Origin of the sequence: Pseudoalteromonas arctica, assembly GCF_012927645.1 — a bacterium.
In the GTDB taxonomy this organism is placed as follows: domain Bacteria; phylum Pseudomonadota; class Gammaproteobacteria; order Enterobacterales; family Alteromonadaceae; genus Pseudoalteromonas; species Pseudoalteromonas arctica_A.
This window is the reverse complement of the sequence record NZ_JABBMT010000031.1, coordinates 23,853-43,312: the sequence shown is the minus strand read 5'-3', so window position 1 is coordinate 43,312 and position 19,460 is coordinate 23,853. Positions and strand designations below refer to the sequence as shown.

Below are 19,460 nucleotides of genomic sequence, written 5' to 3'. Positions count from 1 at the left end.
ACGCGGGGTTAGAGCATCAAATTCGCAAAACCTTAGTCGAGAAAGATTGTTACTTCCCAAATATGAAATACAAACCTGATCAAAGGCCAACAGCACGTTGGGTATTCCAGTGTTTCGAAGGAATAAGCATTATATATTTACCAGACAAAATTCCTATCGTTGCCAATTTGGAAGCACGCAATCAAACCATCATTGATTGTTTGGGTAAACAGTATCAGAAAATTTATTCTTAAAGTGGGTGCGGAAGATCGGCTGTATTACTCTAAAGCACAGCGCCTCTTAACCTCTTTGTGAATAATTTACTAAGTTTTTTGCACAAAGAGAAAGAAATGAGAAGTAAATGAGGGAAACTTAGCGCTTAGTATTAGCATGCTTAATAATCTAACACGAATATTACTAAGCGATTGAATCAAAATAGCAACTCAGTTATGGTTAAACCATTATGGTTAAACCATCAATAAAAATAAATTAAAAACGAGTTAATCTACAGGCTCGCTGCCGACCATCTGCAATTGGCATATTCCTGCCTATTTTTCGCCAAGTTATTCAGTTTGTATACCCAGAAACAAAAAGAGCAAAGTAAATACTTTTGCTCTTTGTTCTTTGTATTAGTACTAATTAAAATAACGCTTGTTTATTTTATCGAGTCATTAATTTCTTTAAGAACCGCGGCAGGATCTGCGGCTTGCGTAATTGGGCGGCCAACAACTAAATAATCGCTGCCATCTTCAATTGCTTGCTTTGGTGTCATGATACGTTTTTGATCGCCAGCATCACTGCCAGCTGGGCGAATACCTGGCGTCACTAGTTTAAAATCTTCACCTAGCTCTGCTTTTAATTTTTTCGCTTCTTGCGCTGAGCACACTACCCCGTCAAGGCCTGCTTCTTTTGCAAGCTTGGCTAAATAAATAACTTGCTCAGCAGGCGTTTTTTCAACACCTAAACGCTTTAGTTCATTTTCATCCATGCTGGTTAAAACGGTCACTGCAATCAATAATGGGGCTTTATCACCAAATTGCTCAAGCGCTTGTTTGGCTTTAGTCATCATTTCAACACCGCCACTGGCGTGAACATTAACCATCCAAACACCCATTTTGGCAGCTGCGGTAACCGCTTTGGCAACCGTATTTGGAATGTCATGAAACTTTAAATCTAAGAATACGTCAAAGCCAAGGTCAATTAATTCTTTTACAAAAGTAGGTCCAAAATAGGTAAACATTTCTTTACCTACTTTTAAACGACATGTATCAGGCGATAATTGCTTTACAAAATTTAAAGCGGTTTGCTGATCATCGTAATCGAGGGCGATAAGGACTTTTTTTGAATGTTCGAGAGACATAACTTTCCTAAAACTGATTGTAGAAGTAAGTGAATATTTTATAGAAAACTAAAAACCGTCTAAACCACGGCTCGGTACTATGGTTTCCCAATGTTTGCATGATGGGCAAACCCAATAAATTGTATGGCTGGTAAAGCCACAGTGTTGACACTGAAAATCTGGCTTGGTCGCAATATAAGATGTGACCAGTTTATCTATTTGGTCTAATACATCTTTAATATCATTATTTTGTTTTGCTAATAGCTGTAATAAAAAACTAAAGCCACGAATCGTCGGCTGACGTTTTAAACTATCCGTTAAAAATTTAATTGCTTGCTCGGTATGCCCTTGCTCAAGTAATGCTTGGCAATGTTTTATTTTTATTAGCACCCCACCTTTATCAAGTAATTGCAGCAATAATTCATGAAATTGGTGAGTTAAGTTTAATTGCTCATAGCTATGAGCTAAATCATCTATAAACAAGGGGGCAAAAAAAGTGAAACTACAGATCAGCTCACGCCAATAATAAATTGCTTTTACGTAATCTTCTTTTGCAAATGCTGATTTACCTAATTCATATAATGGGCGGATCGCTTTATGATTTAGGCTAATGGCTTTGCGCATAATTTGCGGATCATTGCTTAGCAACGCAGCTTCACAATAAAAGTTAGCAATGGCTTTGAAATGTTGCGGCTTTGAAAATAAATCACTGTGTGCTTCGAACATATTGATACCCTTTTCCCATTCGCGTGTTTGCGAATACAAATTAAGTATCGGCTCTAATGCATCACTGTGGTTGGCTTTGACTAACCACACTAAGTGTTCTTCGGCGCCATCAAGTAAACCCGCCATAATATAATCTTCAGCAAGTTCAAGGCGACTAGCAGCAGCTTGTTGTTCATTAAGGCTTGGGTGTTTGAGTAATAATTCGTGGATTTTTATTGCACGATCTAATTCACCTCGCCGGCGAAACATCGTTGCTAATGTAGAATAGTGTTCAACAGAGTCAGCAGCGACTTCAAGCAAATTGATTAAGTGCTCAAGGCCTTGATCTTCTTCTCTGTCGAGTAAGAACTTTAAGCCTTTACTGTATTCAGAGGTGATCTGACGATTAAGTTGATGAGCTTGGTTTTTAGCGTTATTTTTACCCATGATCCAGCCATAACCAGCCGCAACAGGTAAAAGTAAAAACAAAAGCTCAATCATAATTAGGTGTCTTTATTAGCAACAAGCTTATTATTATCTTTTTCAGGCGCTAATTTTTTTTTCAAACGATAGTTTTGCCACTTTAATTGCGAAAATAATTTAAAGCTAATAAAACAACCAATTGCGACACCTAAAGCAAAGCAGATACTTATTATCATTGCGAGGGGCAAAGTATTACTGGCAATAATATAATTTACTTGCACTAACTGTGGATTTTGCGAACCAAGTACAAATGCAAAAATTAAGCATATTGCTACCAGGATAATTTTTAATACCCTAAACAAGTAACTACTCCAACTAAGTAACTAGGCAATACTCGCGTTTACGCGATCTCGTAACTCTTTGCCTGGTTTAAAATGTGGTACGTGCTTACCTTCTAACTCAACCGTGTCGCCAGTCTTTGGGTTACGACCTGTGCGAGGTGAACGAAAATGTAATGAGAAACTACCAAAGCCACGGATCTCAATACGATCTGAGTTTGATAATGAGCCGGCCATTTGTTCAAGAATTTCTTTAACAGCATTTTCAACATCTTTCACAGGTACATGTGCATGTTGCTCGGCAAGTTGTTCTATCAATTCTGACTTAGTCATAGCGTTTCCTTTAAAAGAGATAAAGGAAGGGCAACACTGCCCTTCCAATTATTAAGACTAATTAATTAGTCTTTTTGTGCATTTGCGAATGCAGCAGCCATTGCGTTTTCGAACACTGGCTCTTCTTTCTTAAGCTTTTCTAGTACTTCTTTCTCTTCTGCTTCGAAAAGAGCTTTAACTGAAAGGCTTAAAGTGCGGTTTTTACGATCAACACCAACATATTTCACTTCAATCTCGTCGCCTACAGAAACAACAGTCGTTGCATCTTCAACGCGCTCTTGAGCGATATCAGCTACACGGATGTAACCTTCAACGCCTTCGATAAGTTCAACAGTTGCGCCTTTCGCATCAACTTCTGTCACTTTACCTTTAACAATAGCACCTTTTTTGTTTGCATCAAGGTAGTTATTGAATGGGTCAGCTTCGATTTGCTTAACACCTAGAGAGATACGTTCACGCTCTGGGTCAACTTGCAATACGATAGCAGTGATTTCGTCGCCTTTCTTGAATTCACGTACAGCGTCTTCGCCAGGTGTATTCCAAGAAATGTCTGAAAGATGTACAAGACCGTCAATACCACCGTCAAGACCGATAAAGATACCGAAGTCAGTGATTGATTTGATCTTACCAGTAACTTGATCGCCTTTGTTTTGAAGACGAGCAAATTCTTGCCAAGGATTAGCAATACATTGCTTGAGACCAAGTGAAATACGACGACGTTCTTCGTCGATTTCAAGAACCATAACTTCAACAGTGTCGCCTAAGCTAACAACTTTTGAAGGATGGATATTCTTGTTAGTCCAATCCATTTCAGAAACGTGTACTAAACCTTCAACGCCTTCTTCGATTTCTACGAAACAACCGTAATCGGTAAGGTTAGTTACACGACCAGAAAGTTTAGAACCTTCTGGGTAACGACCAGCGATAGCTGCCCATGGATCTTCACCAAGCTGTTTAAGGCCTAGAGATACACGCGTTTTATCTTTGTCGAATTTAAGAACTTTAACTGCGATTTCGTCGCCAACATTAACGATTTCTGAAGGATGCTTAACACGCTTCCACGCCATATCAGTGATGTGTAGTAGACCATCAACACCACCAAGGTCAACGAATGCACCGTAGTCAGTAAGGTTCTTAACGATACCTTTAACTTCTTGACCTTCAACAAGGTTAGCAAGAAGCTCTTCACGTTCTTGTGAGTTTTCAGATTCGATAACTGCACGACGTGAAACAACAACGTTGTTACGTTTTTGATCAAGCTTGATTACTTTAAATTCAAGCTCTTTGCCTTCAAGGTGAGTTGTGTCACGTACTGGACGAACATCAACAAGTGAACCAGGTAGGAAAGCACGGATTGAATCAACTTCAACAGTGAAACCGCCTTTAACTTTACCGTTGATAACACCAGTAACAGTCTCTTGCTCTTCACATGCTTTCTCAAGACGGATCCACGCTTCGTGACGCTTCGCTTTCTCACGAGAAAGGATAGTTTCACCGAAACCGTCTTCAATTGCATCTAGTGCAACATCTACTTCGTCGCCAACAGCAACTTCTAGTTCACCAGCAGCATTTTTGAACTGCTCTGCAGGGATAGCACTTTCTGATTTAAGACCAGCATCTACAAGTACAATGTTATTCTCGATAGAGATTACTGTACCTTTAACGATAGAGCCTTGCTCTGCTTCAAAACCCTTTAAGCTTTCTTCAAATAACTGCGCAAAATTTTCTGACATACGAATATACGTCTCATATATTATTACCAATAAGCAACCATGCTGCATGGGGTTGTTAAAATAGCACTGGCATCCTGCTGGCGCATAAATAGTTTATCGTCGTTTTGGAAGTTTACCTTCGACAATCGCGGCATCTAATAAAGTCATAACCTTATCAAACACTTGCTGTGCATTAAGCTCGCTAGTATCGAGTTCAATGGCATCGTCAGCTGGCACAAGCGGCGCAACAGCACGATTCATATCGCGCTCATCACGTGCTTGTATATCTTCTAATAGACCACTTAGTGTAACATCAAGACCGCGTTCATTCAACTCAACAAAACGTCGGCGCGCGCGTTCTTCTGCACTGGCGGTTAAATAAATTTTTAATGGAGCATCTTGGAACACCACAGTGCCCATATCGCGGCCATCGGCTATTAGCCCATTTTCAGTTCGAAATGCACGTTGACGACGTAATAACGCTTCTCTAACGCGCGGTAAGGCTGCTACTTTTGAAGCGGCTGCACCTACTTCTTCATTGCGAATTGTGGTTGACACATCTTCACCTTCCAAAATAACCTTTCCAGCGTTAGTTTGACTATCAACTAAAAACTGCACGTCTAAGTTAGCAGCTAAAGGAACCAATGCCTCTTCGTTGTCTAGTGCAATTTGGTGATGAAGTGCTGCTAGTGCTAATACGCGATAAATCGCGCCACTATCCAGTACATCCCACCCTAATTTATCGGCTAACAAGCGACAAACAGTTCCTTTACCTGAACCACTTGGGCCATCAACGGTGATCACGGGCATTAATAACGCCTGCATTTAAACCTCCTGCATGCACACCAAAATAAAACTGCGACATTATACGTTACTTAATTAAATATATCCGCTTTTTGTATGTAACTTTTTATATTTCAACTTTAGTCATTTATCGACTGACCGATGCTAGTACATTGAAAAATGTTGGAAATGTCTTGTATGTACATTTAGGGTCATTGATGGTTATTGGCTTGCCGCCTACCGCTACCATGGCAAAACACATGGCGATCCGGTGGTCGTCATAGGTATCAATTGCCACATCGTTAAAGTGTTTTGGCGGTGTTATTTCGATGAAATCTTCACCTTCAACAACCTCAGCGCCAACTTTACGCAGCTCTGTCGCCATAGCATGTAAGCGATCGGTTTCTTTTACGCGCCAGTTGTAAATATTACGAATAGCGGTTGGACCATCGGCGAATAACGCGACTGTCGCAAGGGTCATCGCCGCATCAGGAATAGCGTTGGCATCGATATCAACACCTTTTAACTGCCCTTTACGTACCACTAAGCGCTCGTCATACCAATCTATTTTAGCACCGACCTGCTCCATCACTTTTGCAAAGCCAATATCGCCTTGCACAGATTTTGCACCCACACCTTTGATCTCTATTTCACCACCGGCAATTGCAGCAGCTGCAACAAAATAGGAAGCCGATGACGCATCCCCTTCAACCATAATACGCCCAACAGCTTGGTATTGCTGTGCGCCTTTTACAGTAAAGGTTTTATAGTTATCGTGAGTTACCGATATGCCAAAGCGAGCCATGACATCTAAGGTAATATCAATATACGGTTTAGATACCAGCGTACCCTTAATTATAATGCACGTATCGCCATTAAATAATGGCGCAGCCATTAATAATGCTGTTAAAAATTGGCTAGAGATACTGCCATCAATTTCAACGTTGCCGCCGTTTATTTGCCCGCCAACAATTTTAAGTGGTGGATAATCTTTATTTTTTAAATAACGAACGTCACCACCTAGCGCTTGTAAGGCATCTACTAAATGACCAATTGGGCGCTCTTCCATACGTGGCTCACCAACTAATTCATAGTCACCTTTAACGGCGGCAAGTACCGCAGTAAGTGGCCGATAAGCGGTGCCTGCATTACCTAAAAACAATGGCTCAGCTGGCGTTAAAAACTGCCCGCCAACACCTTTTACAGTAGCTACCGTTTTATCGTCATTAAGACTTACCTGTACGCCCAATAATTTTAATGCGCCAAGCATATGGCGAATATCATCACTGTCTAATAAGTTTTCTACAACCGTTGTGCCTTTAGCAAGAGCCGCTAACAATAAAATACGATTCGATAAACTTTTTGAGCCGGGTAAGGTAACACTGCCATTTACTAGATTGATTGGCTCTAACCGTAACTGCTCCATTAGCTGTGCTCCTTGGCAAATTGTGCCATAAAGTCAACTAATGCTTGTACACCGCCAAGTGGCATGGCGTTGTAAATACTCGCACGCATACCGCCAACAATACGGTGTCCTTCAAGTGCAAGTAAGCCTGCTTCTTTTGCTTGAGCTAAAAACTGTGCATTTAAGCTTTCATCATTGAGCCAAAAAGGCACATTCATACGTGAACGACAATGCTTAGCAACCTTATTACTATAAAATGGTGATTCATCAATAAAGCCGTACAGCAGTTCGGCTTTAGCTATATTTTGCTGCTCCATGGCTTTTACACCACCATTTTGCTCAAGCCAGTCAAATACTTCTGCCGCTAAGTACCAAGCAAACGTTGGCGGCGTGTTGTACATGCTGCCTTGTTTAACTTCCAGGGCATAATCAAAAACCCCTGGTTTGGGTAGGCCTTGGTACTCAAGCAAGGTTTTACGAATGATCACAATGGCAAGGCCTGATGGACCAATATTTTTTTGTGCACCGGCATAAATTAAATCAAATTGATCAACATCAAACTCACGCGATAAAATCGTAGATGACATATCTGCAACGATCGGCGCGGTTGGATGACTTGGTACATCAAATACTTCTATGCCATCAATGGTTTCATTTGGGCAATAGTGGATATATGAAGGATCGGCTGGAAATTGCCACTCATTAACTGGTTTGATAGAAAATTGCTCATCACTGTCATTGCGTACATCAAGCTCAGTGACTGTGGTAAATTTCACCGCTTCGTCTACTGCGCCTTTTGACCACACACCGTTTTCACAATACACGGCAGCTTTATTATCGACATGCAGGTTTAACGGTACGGCAGCAAACTGACCGCGACCACCACCGTGCATAAACAGCACTTCAAATTCATCGCTGATATTCATTAACCGGCGTAAGCTTGCTTCACATTGTGCCGTTAATGCTAAAAATTCTTTACTACGATGACTAATTTCCATCACCGAGACACCTAAACCTTGCCAATCTAGAAATTCTTTTTGTGCTTTTTCCATCACAGCTGGCGGCAACATTGCAGGCCCTGCGCAAAAATTATATATACTCATTACCTTTCCTCATTCCAGTAATTTAACAATTGTTTTTTATTGCTAATTTTAACAATTAATTTTTTGATTTTTATAGTAAAAAAAAGCGGCCAAAGCCGCTTTAATGATTAATGTTATGCCTCTGGAGGATTATCCTCAGCGTCATCATTAACAGTGTCGACTAGTTCGACACTTTCACCTTCGATAATAGCGTTAAGTTCATCAATTTCGATCTCTTCGATACGTTGTAAACCAACTACTTGCTCTTCGTCAATAGTTCTTATCAAAATAACACCTTGAGTATTTCGCCCAACGGTAGAAACTTCATTAACGCGCGTTCGAACAAGCGTACCACGATTAGAGATAATCATGATTTCGTCGTTTTCGTCAACCTGTACAGCACCAACAACTGCGCCGTTACGCTCAGACACTTTAATTGATACTACACCTTGAGTCGCACGACTCTTAGATGGGTAATCTTCAAGCAACGTACGTTTACCGTAACCATTTTCAGTCACGGTTAAGATAGCACCATCAGTCTTAGGTACAATTAACGATACAACACGTTGGCCTTCAGGCATCTTAATACCACGAACACCTGTTGCTGTACGACCCATTTGGCGAACACCTTTGAACTTGATTTCCGGGTTACCGTTTTCATCAAGTACTGGGTTGCCATTTTCATCTAAAACAGGTGATTCTTCAGCTTCTTTAAAGCGAACAACTTTACCAGCATCAGTGAACAACATGATTTCGTTGCTACCATCAGTGATATCAACACCAATCAAGCTATCACCGTCATTTAAGTTAACGGCAATAATACCGCTAGCACGTTGACGGCTATAAGCAGTAAGTGGTGTTTTCTTCACGGTACCAAATGCAGTTGCCATAAAGATGTATTTATTTTCTTCATATTCACGTACTGGCAAGATAGCCGTAATACGTTCGTCTGCTTCAAGCGGCAATAAGTTTACAATTGGCTTGCCACGGGCTGCACGACTGGCAAGTGGTAATTGATACACTTTAAGCCAATATAAACGACCAGCCGTTGAGAAACACAGAATCGTGTCGTGAGTATTAGCAACTAGTAGACGTTCAATGAAATCTTCATCTTTCATCTTGGTTGCTGATTTACCTTTACCACCACGGCGCTGTGCTTCGTAATCAGATAATGGCTGATACTTCACATACCCTTCGTGAGAAAGCGTTACAACAACGTCTTCTTCTGTGATCAAGTCTTCAAGACTAATATCGTGGGCAGCAGCATTGATTTCAGTACGACGTTCGTCGCCGTATTGCTCTTTAATTTCAACTAACTCATCGCGAATAACTTCCATTAAACGCTCAGGGTTAGCAAGAATATATAAAAGCTCAGCAATTAAATCTAATAACGTTTGATATTCGCTTAGAATCTTTTCATGTTCAAGACCAGTAAGCTTGTGTAAACGTAAATCTAGAATTGCTTGGGCTTGTTGCTCAGAAATATAATACTGACCATCACGAATACCTAAGTCATCAGCTAACCAATCAGGACGTGCTACGTTTGCTTCACCGGCTTTTTCAAGCATGGCTTTCACATTACCTAATTCCCACGGACGGCTAGCAAGTGCTACTTTCGCTTCAGCTGGTGTTGGTGAGTTACGAATAAGCTCGATAATTGGGTCAATATTGGCAAGCGCAATCGCTAAGCCTTCTAGCATATGCGCACGGTCGCGAGCTTTACGTAGGTCAAATACCGTACGACGGGTAACAACTTCACGGCGGTGAATGATGAATTCTTCAAGCATTTCTTTTAAGTTGAAACACTTAGGCTGGTTATTGATCAACGCAACCATGTTCATACCAAACACAGTTTGTAACTGAGTTTGTGCATAAAGGTTGTTTAAAATCACTTCGCCTACGTCACCACGTTTGATCTCGATAACGATACGCATACCGTCTTTATCTGATTCATCACGTAATGCGCTAATACCTTCAATCTTCTTATCTTTAACAAGCTCAGCAATCTTTTCGATTAAGCGGGCTTTATTTACTTGATAAGGGATTTCGTGAACGATGATCGTCTCACGATGGGTTTTTTCATCAACTTCAATTTCCGCACGTGCACGCATGTACACTTTACCACGGCCAGTTAAGTAGGCTTGTTCAATGCCTTTCTTACCGTTAATAATTGCCGCAGTTGGGAAATCTGGGCCTGGAATATAATCCATTAGTTCATGAATAGTTAATTCAGGGTTTTGAATAAGTGCTAAACAACCATTCACAACTTCAGTTAAGTTATGAGGAGGAATGTTTGTCGCCATACCTACCGCAATCCCCGATGAACCGTTCACTAATAAGTTAGGTACTTTGGTCGGTAATACGTCAGGAATTTGCTCTGTACCATCGTAGTTAGGTACAAAATCAACCGTCTCTTTTTCAAGATCAGCCAAAAGCTCATGAGACATTTTCGCCATACGGACTTCGGTATAACGCATTGCTGCTGCTGAGTCACCATCAACTGAACCAAAGTTACCTTGGCCGTCAACTAACATATAACGTAAAGAGAATGGCTGAGCCATACGTACGATGGTGTCATACACCGCACTGTCGCCATGGGGATGGTATTTACCAATTACATCACCAACCACACGGGCTGATTTTTTGTAAGGCTTATTCCAATCATTATTAAGCTCGTTCATAGCAAACAAAACGCGGCGGTGAACAGGTTTTAAACCATCACGTACGTCTGGTAGTGCTCGTCCTACGATTACGCTCATCGCGTAGTCTAAATAGGAGTTTTTTAACTCGTCTTCAATATTGACTGGCAGAATTTCATTGGCGAAATCAGTCATTTGATATCACATTCCTTCAGTATTGACCCACGAAAGTGCCACATACGGGCGCTTGCGAGGATTTAGTTATTATTACCAAGTCATGCTACCACAATTAATTTAAATTTACAGGCGCTAAATCTTTGCGATTTATTAATTTACCCCTATATAATGGCCTGAGATTGACGAGGAAGTTTTTTATGACCGAACATCAGAATGTAGATAGTGCAGAAATTGCAAAGTTTGAAGCCATCGCTGAGCGATGGTGGGACCGCGACGGGGAATTTAAACCCCTTCATGAAATTAACCCATTACGATTAGATTTTATCGCCGATAAAGCCAACGGTTTATATGATAAAGAAACCCTCGATGTCGGCTGTGGTGGAGGCATCCTCAGTGAAAGTATGGCACGAATGGGCGCTCACGTTACAGGCATCGATATGGGCCAAGAGCCATTAACGGTTGCTAAACTGCATAGTTTAGAAACCGGTGTGAAAGTAGAATATATTAAAATACCTGCTGAACAATATGCAGCAGAGCACCCTGCTCGCTTTGATACTATTACGTGTATGGAAATGTTAGAGCATGTACCAGAACCTGCGTCTATCATTCATGCGGTAGCAGAACTAGCGAAACCTGGGGCGGATGTATTTTTCTCAACATTAAACAAAACCCCTAAAGCATACTTGTATGCAATTGTCGGTGCAGAAAAGTTATTGAAGATGGTGCCTGAAGGTACTCACGACCACAAAAAGTTTATTAAACCTGCGCAATTAATTGCATGGGCAGAACAAGCGGGCTTAAAGGTACGTGCCAGTGCAGGGTTAAGTTACAACCCACTTTCAAAGCAATATACGGTTAATGATGATGTCAGCGTAAATTATATGCTGCACTTTGAGAAGTTAGCGTAATGGCAAGCTCGCAAACACCTACTAGCCCGATTGAATTTCAAGCATTGCTGTTTGACTTAGATGGCACTTTACTCGATACCGCTGATGATTTAGGCGCCGCACTAAATAGTGTGCTGGATAATCATCGACAGCCCCAAGTGGGCAGTGATATATATCGACCCGCAGCTTCAAATGGCGCAGCAGCATTACTTGCAGCTGGTTTTAAAGAAGGTTGGGCGCAACAACCGCAAGAGCAACTTTTAGCGGAGCTAGTTGCACACTACGCTGCCAATATTGCCACCCATACCCAATGCTTTGTCGGTATAGAGCAATTACTCATTGCACTTGATAATAAAGGGATCCCTTGGGGAATTATGACAAATAAACCAGGCTTTTTAACCGCTCCTTTAGTCAAGGCCATTCCTGCGTTAAAAAATGCGCGAATTGTGGTAAGCGGTGATACCTTAGCTGAATCTAAGCCCTCCCCCCTTCCTTTATTACATTGCGCTGAGCAAATGAATGTTGATCCTTCGCGCTGCCTATATATAGGTGATGCGCAGCGAGATATACAAGCAGGTAAAGCAGCAAATATGCATACGGCAACTGCATTGTGGGGATATGTCCCTAGTAATGACGAAGCATTGACTTGGAAGGCAGATTTTAATTGGCAATCACCCATTGATGCATTTAACCATATATAGTGCCATGTTAAACTTTAACCACTACATATTGTGATTGTATTATTTTTTGCACATTGTTTGTTGATAAAAAAAGCAGCCGAAATTTATTTTTAAAATGCGTAAATTTAATCGATCATCAGTTGATTTTTATAAATTTCATTTTAATCAGATGGTCAAAGGTTAATGGCTACTAACACAAGTGTGTTATCCCAACCTTATCCACAATTAGGGGCGCTTATGCCCCTTGCAAATGATCGCATACCACACTATCTTGTGATCTAGAATTTAATGAACACCAGATGTTGTGGCTAAATGTTATTCAGTTAAATTCGCGCTAATACAGTCTTATGACAATAAAATATTTATTTAAAGAAAAATGTGTCACTAAAAATTTTATTTCCCAAGGAATACAGGCAAAACTATGAACCAACAGCTATCTGTAAGCAAACGTGACGGACGTAAAGAGTTACTTGATTTAGATAAGATCCATCGCGTTATTGCTTGGGCCGCCGAAGGTCTAAATAATGTGTCTGTCTCACAAGTTGAGCTAAAGTCACATATCCAATTCTACGATGGTATTCGTACTGAAGACATCCATGAAACCATCATCAAAGCGGCCGCTGATCAGATCTCTAAAGAGTCGCCTGATTATCAATATTTATCAGCCCGCTTAGCTGTATTCCATTTGCGTAAAAAAGCCTATGGTCAATTTGAGCCACCGCGCTTGTATGATCATATCGTTAAGTTAGTTGAAGATAAGCGTTACGATGCACACTTACTAGCTGACTATACAGAGCAAGAAATTGATCAGCTCGATGAATACCTTGATCATGGACGTGATTTAAATTTCAGTTATGCTGCTGTTAAACAGCTTGAAGGTAAATATTTAGTACAAAACCGTGTGACAGGTGAAATTTATGAAAGCGCCCAGTTTTTATATATTTTAGTTGCGGCAAGCCTGTTCTCTGACTATCCAAAAGAAACGCGTTTAGACTACATTAAGCGTTTTTACGATGCGGTGTCATTGTTTAAAATTTCATTACCTACGCCTATTATGGCGGGGGTTCGTACTCCTACGCGTCAATTCAGCTCATGTGTACTGATTGAATGTGGTGACAGCCTAGATTCGATTAATGCAACCTCATCAGCGATTGTAAAATACGTATCGCAACGTGCAGGTATTGGTATTAATGCGGGTCGTATTCGCGCACTAGGTAGCCCTATTCGCAATGGTGAAGCATACCACACCGGTTGTATCCCGTTTTATAAGCACTTTCAAACAGCTGTTAAGAGTTGTTCGCAAGGTGGTGTCCGTGGTGGTGCAGCAACGTTATTCTACCCGTTATGGCATTTAGAAGTTGAAAACTTATTAGTACTTAAAAATAATCGTGGTGTTGATGATAACCGCGTTCGTCACTTAGATTACGGCGTGCAATTTAATAAACTAATGTACTCACGTTTGATCAAAGATGATTACATTACTTTATTCAGCCCATCTGATGTGCCTGGTTTATATGATGCGTTTTTTGAAGATCAAGATGAATTTGATCGCCTTTACGTACAATATGAACAAGACGAGTCAATTCGTAAAAAACGTATTAAAGCCATTGAGCTGTTTTCAATGTTTGCACAAGAGCGTGCCAGCACTGGGCGCATCTATTTACAAAACGTTGATCACTGCAATACACACAGCCCATTTATCGCTAAAATGGCCCCAATTCGCCAATCTAACTTATGTTTAGAAATTGCATTGCCAACAAAACCACTTAACAATGTTAATGATGAAGAAGGTGAAATTGCACTGTGTACGCTGTCAGCCTTCAACTTAGGTGCGATTGAGTCACTGGATGAACTTGAAGAGCTTGCAGAACTTGCGGTACGTGCACTTGATAACTTACTGGATTTCCAAGACTACCCAGTGCCAGCTGCACATAATGCAACGATGGGTCGTCGTACTCTCGGAATAGGCGTAATCAACTACGCATATTACCTTGCTAAAAATGGCAAACGTTATTCTGATGGCAGTGCCAATGCATTGACTCACAAAACATTTGAAGCAATTCAGTATTACCTAATGAAAGCGTCAAATGAGTTGGCTAAAGAACGTGGCGCATGTCCTAAGTTTAACGAAACAACGTATTCGCAAGGTATTATGCCAACCGATACGTACAAACGTGATTTGGATAAAGTTTGCAATGAGCCATTACATTTAGATTGGGATACATTACGTACCAATATTAAAGAACATGGTATGCGTAACTCAACGTTATCTGCGTTGATGCCGTCTGAAACATCGTCGCAAATTTCAAATGCAACGAATGGTATTGAGCCACCTCGTGGTCATATCAGTGTTAAAGCCAGTAAAGATGGTATTTTAAAACAAGTTGTACCTGAGTATGAACGCCTTAAAAATAATTATGAATTATTGTGGGATATCCCATCAAATAAAGGTTATTTAGAATTAGTGGGTATTATGCAAAAGTTTGTTGACCAAACAATTTCTGCCAATACTAACTACGATCCAAATAAGTTTGAAGGTGGTAAAGTACCAATGAAGGTCTTATTACAAGATTTACTCGGTGCTTACAAACTTGGCGTTAAAACCCTTTACTACCATAACACCCGTGATGGTGCATCTGATATGCAAGAAGATACACCAGAAGTGGAAGATGATGATTGTGCAGGCGGTGCGTGTAAAATCTAATCGGTAATCAATATAAATTGGAAGCGGGCTATGAACCCGCTTTGCCCTGTTCGTTTTTTGAGTGATTTTATGTCTTATACTACCTTTAGCCGAAACCATAATAACCAATTACAAGAACCGATGTTTTTCGGCCAAACCGTTAACGTATCGCGTTACGATCAACAGAAGTATCCTATTTTTGAAAAGTTAATTGAAAAACAACTATCGTTTTTTTGGCGTCCTGAAGAAGTCGATGTAAGTAAAGATCGGTTAGATTTTCAGGCCTTACCTGATCACGAAAAACATATCTTTTTAAGTAACTTAAAATACCAAACCTTACTTGATAGTGTGCAAGGTCGTTCGCCTAATGTTGCGTTACTGCCAATTGTGTCAATCCCAGAACTTGAGACCTGGATTGAGACATGGGCATTTAGTGAAACAATCCATAGTCGTTCATATACACATATTATTCGTAACGTTACCCAAGCCCCTGAGCTTATTTTTGATGATATCGTTAGTAACAATAAGATCAGTGAACGTGCTGATGCCGTAACTAAATATTACGATGAGTTAATTAATAAAGTGGCTGTGTATAACTTATACGGTGAAGGTAAACATGAACTAAATGGCGAAACAGTGCATATCAGTTTGTTTGAACTTAAAAAACTTTTATACCTTACAATGATGTCAGTGAATATTTTAGAGGCGATCCGTTTTTATGTCAGCTTTGCCTGTTCATTTGCTTTTGCAGAGCGAGAATTAATGGAAGGTAATGCAAAAATAATCAGACTAATTGCTCGAGATGAAGCACTTCATCTGTCAGGTACTCAGCATATTTTGAATATTATGCAAGATGGCAAAGATGATCCTGAAATGGCGATCGTAGCAGCCCAGTGTCGTGATGAAGCGATCAAGATGTTTGTTGATGCCGCTGAACAAGAAAAAGAATGGGCTGAATATTTGTTTAAAGATGGTTCAATGATTGGCTTAAACAAAGATATTTTATGCCAATACGTTGAGTACATTACTAATGGCCGTATGACTGCAGTTGGTTTACCAACACAGTTTAAGACCAGCAGTAACCCTATCCCATGGGTCAATTCATGGTTGGTATCGGACAATGTACAAATTGCTCCTCAAGAAGCTGAACTCAGCTCATACCTTGTAGGGCAAATTGACTCTCAAGTTAATGCCTCAGATTTCGGTGACTTCGATCTCTAATGACCAGCAAAAAAACTGCAAAGATTCACTTTGCAGATAATAGCCAGTGTGTAGATTTTAACACTGGCTGTCATTCCCTTTTAGACTGCCTAGAACAACAGCAATATGAAATTCCTTTTCAGTGTAGAGAAGGATATTGTGGTGCCTGTAGAGCAACCCTAGTAGCAGGGCAAGTCACCTATAACGAAGAGCCACTCGCCTTTGTACGTGATGGAGAAGTACTGCTGTGCTGCTGTAAACCCGACGGGAATATCACTCTCAATTTAAAGTAATTTATTAATGCCAGTCAAACTGTTTTGTTTCGTAACAATGTATTTTATCGCTGATCATAAACCTACTTTTATGGTTATATCCCAAATTAAACTGCGTGTTAAATCCTTCTGAATAGCATCAATAAACTGCTGGTCGATTTCAATTATATGGCTATTATTAAATAACTTTAACCGTGACTCAGATCAGCAATGCTAAACCGCGCTTTAAATATACATGTTTTATCAGACATAACATTCACCAGTCTCACTATTACTGCTCATTAGTATAGCTCATTTGGTACAAGCACGTTTATTTTAAAGTTATGGTATAACATTATTGAACAGCACAAATGATAGTGTTATATTATATCACAACATAATAACCACGATGTAGTAATCATGATCCGACATTCATTAATTTCAACTGCAATTATCACTGCTTTTAGTTCTTTTTCTGCTAATGCCGCTGTAGTCACAGGGCAAGTTTTAGATGATAAAAATCAGCCGATCAGCCAAGCTGACGTCCATGTACACGGTAAAGCACAATCAATAAAGACTGACAACAATGGCCAATTTCATATTAATATCGATGCGAATAGTCAGTTACATATTAGTAAAAATAATTATGTTGATGCTAGAGTTCAAGTAACTGAAGCCAGTTCAGAACTAAATATAACACTTGTACCTACGTCAGTTGAATCAGTCGTTGTGTACGCCTCTGCCCTGCATAAAAATAGCTTAGAGATGATTTCACCAGTGAGTGTGCTCACTGGTGATGAACTACGCAATAAAGCAAAACCCACATTAGGCGAAACTCTTAAAGGCCTTGCTGGTGTTAATGCCAGCTATTTTGGCCCTGTTTCTTCAAGCCCTATAATCCGTGGCCTAGATGGCCCCCGCGTTAAAATCACTCAAAATGGCTTAGACAGCAGCGATGCGTCACGTATTGGCCCTGATCACGCAACATCGAATGACAGCCTAGCTGCTGAACAAATTGAAGTTTTGCGTGGTCCAGCTACGCTGCTGTATGGCTCTGGTGCAATCGGCGGTGTTGTTAACGTGGTTGATAACCGTATCCCTACTGATAACATTGAGCAACTATCCGGCGCAGTTGAGTACAGCCACGATACAGTATCAAATGCCAACACCTATGCTGCCAAACTTGAGACTGGCCATAACAACTTTAACTTCCATTTTGATGCTACCAAACGCACTGGTGATGACTACCAAACTCCGCGTTTTAACTTACCTGAAGGAGAGCACGACGATCATGAGGGTCATCACGACGAAGAGCATGAAACAGCAACCTCGGTAAAAAATACCTTTATTGATAGCGAAACCGTTAACTTTGGTACTAGCTATGTAGGTGAGCATTTAACGCTAGGTGTCTCTTATGGCCGTATTGAAACCGACTACGGTATTCCAGCACATAGCCATAAACATGGCCATGATCACGAACACGACCATGATGAAGGCGAAGAAGCCGTTTATGCGCGTGTAGAACAAGATCGCTGGCAAGCTTTGATGAGCTATGCATTACACAACAACTGGATTGAAACCATTAATTTACGTCTAGGTTACACTGATTATCGCCATGCTGAAATTGAAGATGGTGCCATCGGTACTATCTTTAGTAATGAAACCACTGAAGCACGTTTAAATATCGAGCACAAACTAGGTAACTGGCATGGTATGGCTGGTTATCATTTTAGTGACTCTGATTATGATGCCGATGGTGAAGAAGCCTTCACACCCGCTAGCAAAACCACTACTCATGCATTATTTATCTTAGAAGAACAACAGTTTGGTGACGTGACATTAGAATTAGGTGCGCGCATTGAAGATTATAATATTGATAGTAATGTCGGTGCTGCAGCACATGACCATGATCATACTGATGAACACGTCAATGAAATAACGGCTTACAGTAAAAGCTTTACTAATCTAAGCGCTTCAGCAGGCACTATTTGGCAATATACACCCGGACAAAGTATTGCGCTGAGCGTGTCACACTCTGAACGCGCACCGTTATCAGCCGAGCTATTATCAAATGGTATCCATATTGCAACGGGCACCTATGAGCTTGGTTTAGGCTACGCGATAGAAGACGGTGAAATTCACTTCGAACCTGAAAATATCAAACAAGAAACATCAACCAATATTGATTTTGGCTTTAGACGCTTTAGTGGCGATTTTGGTTATACTGTTAACTTTTTCTATAACGACATTGCCAATTTTTACTATCAGCAAAACACGGGGTTAGTGTTTGATGAAGAGCACGGCCTTGAAGCTGCAGAGCCAGACCATGATGATGGTATGGCTGTTTATCAATTTGTCAGTAAAGATGCGAAATTATACGGCATTGAATTTGACGCACATTATAAATTAAATTCGAATGCGATGGTAAAAGTATTTGGTGACTCAACCACAGCAAAACTGGCAGATGATGAAGGGTATTTACCGCGTATTCCGGCAAATAAGTTAGGTTCAGAATTACAGTATAATATCAGTGATTGGCAGTTCAGCTTTACGGGCACACACTACTTTGAACAACGTGATATTACGGCTTATGAAACAGCAACTGAGGGCTATACACTGTTTGATGCGCAAGCAAATTACCAATTAACTGTCGGCCCTGTCGATACGCAGTTTTATATCAACGTAGATAATATTACTGATGAACTGGGTTTTGTTCATAGTTCATTTATTAAAGATAAAGCACCATTGCCTGGGCGCAACTTTAGAATTGGTCTACGTGGTTATTTCTGATCCCAATAAATAATCATAAAAAAGCCGCGCTAATAATTATTAGCGCGGCTTTTT

Annotated in this window: 15 protein-coding genes and 1 pseudogene; 7 read left to right on the top strand and 9 right to left on the bottom strand. The window is 40.5% G+C overall.

What is annotated here, in order from left to right; all coding sequences use genetic code 11:
• Window positions 1–233 (top strand): annotated as a pseudogene (locus HHO47_RS19200) (IS1634 family transposase); the annotation flags it as partial.
• Window positions 234–634: 401 nt separating this feature from the next.
• On the opposite strand, the gene pyrF reads toward HHO47_RS19200, so the two are convergent.
• From pyrF to gyrA, 9 genes are all read right to left on the bottom strand, one after another.
• On the bottom strand, window positions 635–1,339 hold the full coding sequence (gene pyrF / locus HHO47_RS15710) for an orotidine-5'-phosphate decarboxylase (RefSeq protein ID WP_169021155.1): 705 nt from the start codon (window positions 1,337–1,339) through the stop codon (window positions 635–637).
• A 48-nt stretch (window positions 1,340–1,387) separates the two neighbouring features.
• Window positions 1,388–2,524, bottom strand: a complete 1,137-nt coding sequence (gene lapB, locus HHO47_RS15705; RefSeq protein ID WP_169021154.1) for a lipopolysaccharide assembly protein LapB — start codon at window positions 2,522–2,524, stop codon at window positions 1,388–1,390.
• Between the two features lie 2 nt (window positions 2,525–2,526).
• On the bottom strand, window positions 2,527–2,808 hold the full coding sequence (locus HHO47_RS15700; RefSeq protein ID WP_169021153.1) for a lipopolysaccharide assembly protein LapA domain-containing protein: 282 nt from the start codon (window positions 2,806–2,808) through the stop codon (window positions 2,527–2,529).
• A gap of 21 nt (window positions 2,809–2,829) precedes the next feature.
• Window positions 2,830–3,117, bottom strand: a complete 288-nt coding sequence (gene ihfB, locus HHO47_RS15695; protein ID WP_169021152.1) for an integration host factor subunit beta — start codon at window positions 3,115–3,117, stop codon at window positions 2,830–2,832.
• Between the two features lie 65 nt (window positions 3,118–3,182).
• Entirely contained in the window at window positions 3,183–4,850 is a 1,668-nt protein-coding gene (gene rpsA, locus HHO47_RS15690; RefSeq protein ID WP_029216020.1) for a 30S ribosomal protein S1, read from the bottom strand.
• A 93-nt stretch (window positions 4,851–4,943) separates the two neighbouring features.
• Complete coding sequence (gene cmk / locus HHO47_RS15685) at window positions 4,944–5,654, bottom strand: (d)CMP kinase (protein ID WP_169021151.1); 711 nt, start codon at window positions 5,652–5,654, stop codon at window positions 4,944–4,946.
• A 106-nt stretch (window positions 5,655–5,760) separates the two neighbouring features.
• Complete coding sequence (gene aroA / locus HHO47_RS15680) at window positions 5,761–7,038, bottom strand: 3-phosphoshikimate 1-carboxyvinyltransferase (protein ID WP_169021150.1); 1,278 nt, start codon at window positions 7,036–7,038, stop codon at window positions 5,761–5,763.
• Window positions 7,038–8,120, bottom strand: a complete 1,083-nt coding sequence (serC, locus tag HHO47_RS15675; protein ID WP_169021149.1) for a 3-phosphoserine/phosphohydroxythreonine transaminase — start codon at window positions 8,118–8,120, stop codon at window positions 7,038–7,040. The genes aroA and serC overlap by 1 nt, the downstream gene beginning before the upstream one ends.
• A 113-nt stretch (window positions 8,121–8,233) precedes the next feature.
• Window positions 8,234–10,933 carry a DNA topoisomerase (ATP-hydrolyzing) subunit A gene (gene gyrA, locus HHO47_RS15670; protein WP_169021148.1) on the bottom strand — a complete coding sequence of 900 codons (2,700 nt, stop codon included), beginning with the start codon at window positions 10,931–10,933 and terminating at the stop codon, window positions 8,234–8,236.
• Window positions 10,934–11,112: 179 nt separating this feature from the next.
• Here gyrA and ubiG point away from each other — a divergent pair, with 179 nt between their 5' ends.
• From ubiG to HHO47_RS15640, 6 genes are all read left to right on the top strand, one after another.
• Window positions 11,113–11,823, top strand: coding sequence for a bifunctional 2-polyprenyl-6-hydroxyphenol methylase/3-demethylubiquinol 3-O-methyltransferase UbiG (gene ubiG / locus HHO47_RS15665; RefSeq protein WP_169021147.1), 711 nt, complete (start codon window positions 11,113–11,115; stop codon window positions 11,821–11,823).
• Window positions 11,823–12,503: an HAD family hydrolase gene (locus HHO47_RS15660; RefSeq protein WP_169021146.1), complete on the top strand. Its 681-nt coding sequence runs from the start codon at window positions 11,823–11,825 to the stop codon at window positions 12,501–12,503. Before ubiG ends, HHO47_RS15660 begins: the two co-directional genes overlap by 1 nt.
• A gap of 400 nt (window positions 12,504–12,903) precedes the next feature.
• The gene (gene nrdA / locus HHO47_RS15655) at window positions 12,904–15,186 is read left to right on the top strand and encodes a class 1a ribonucleoside-diphosphate reductase subunit alpha (RefSeq protein WP_169021145.1); all 2,283 of its coding nucleotides are present in this window, start codon (window positions 12,904–12,906) and stop codon (window positions 15,184–15,186) included.
• Window positions 15,187–15,255: 69 nt separating this feature from the next.
• On the top strand, window positions 15,256–16,386 hold the full coding sequence (nrdB, locus tag HHO47_RS15650) for a class Ia ribonucleoside-diphosphate reductase subunit beta (protein ID WP_169021144.1): 1,131 nt from the start codon (window positions 15,256–15,258) through the stop codon (window positions 16,384–16,386).
• Window positions 16,386–16,658 (top strand): class I ribonucleotide reductase maintenance protein YfaE, encoded by a 273-nt coding sequence (gene yfaE, locus HHO47_RS15645; protein WP_169021143.1) that lies wholly within the window; start codon window positions 16,386–16,388, stop codon window positions 16,656–16,658. The genes nrdB and yfaE overlap by 1 nt, the downstream gene beginning before the upstream one ends.
• Window positions 16,659–17,036: 378 nt before the next feature.
• Complete coding sequence (locus tag HHO47_RS15640; RefSeq protein ID WP_169021142.1) at window positions 17,037–19,406, top strand: TonB-dependent receptor; 2,370 nt, start codon at window positions 17,037–17,039, stop codon at window positions 19,404–19,406.
• The last annotated feature ends 54 nt before the right edge of the window (window positions 19,407–19,460 follow it).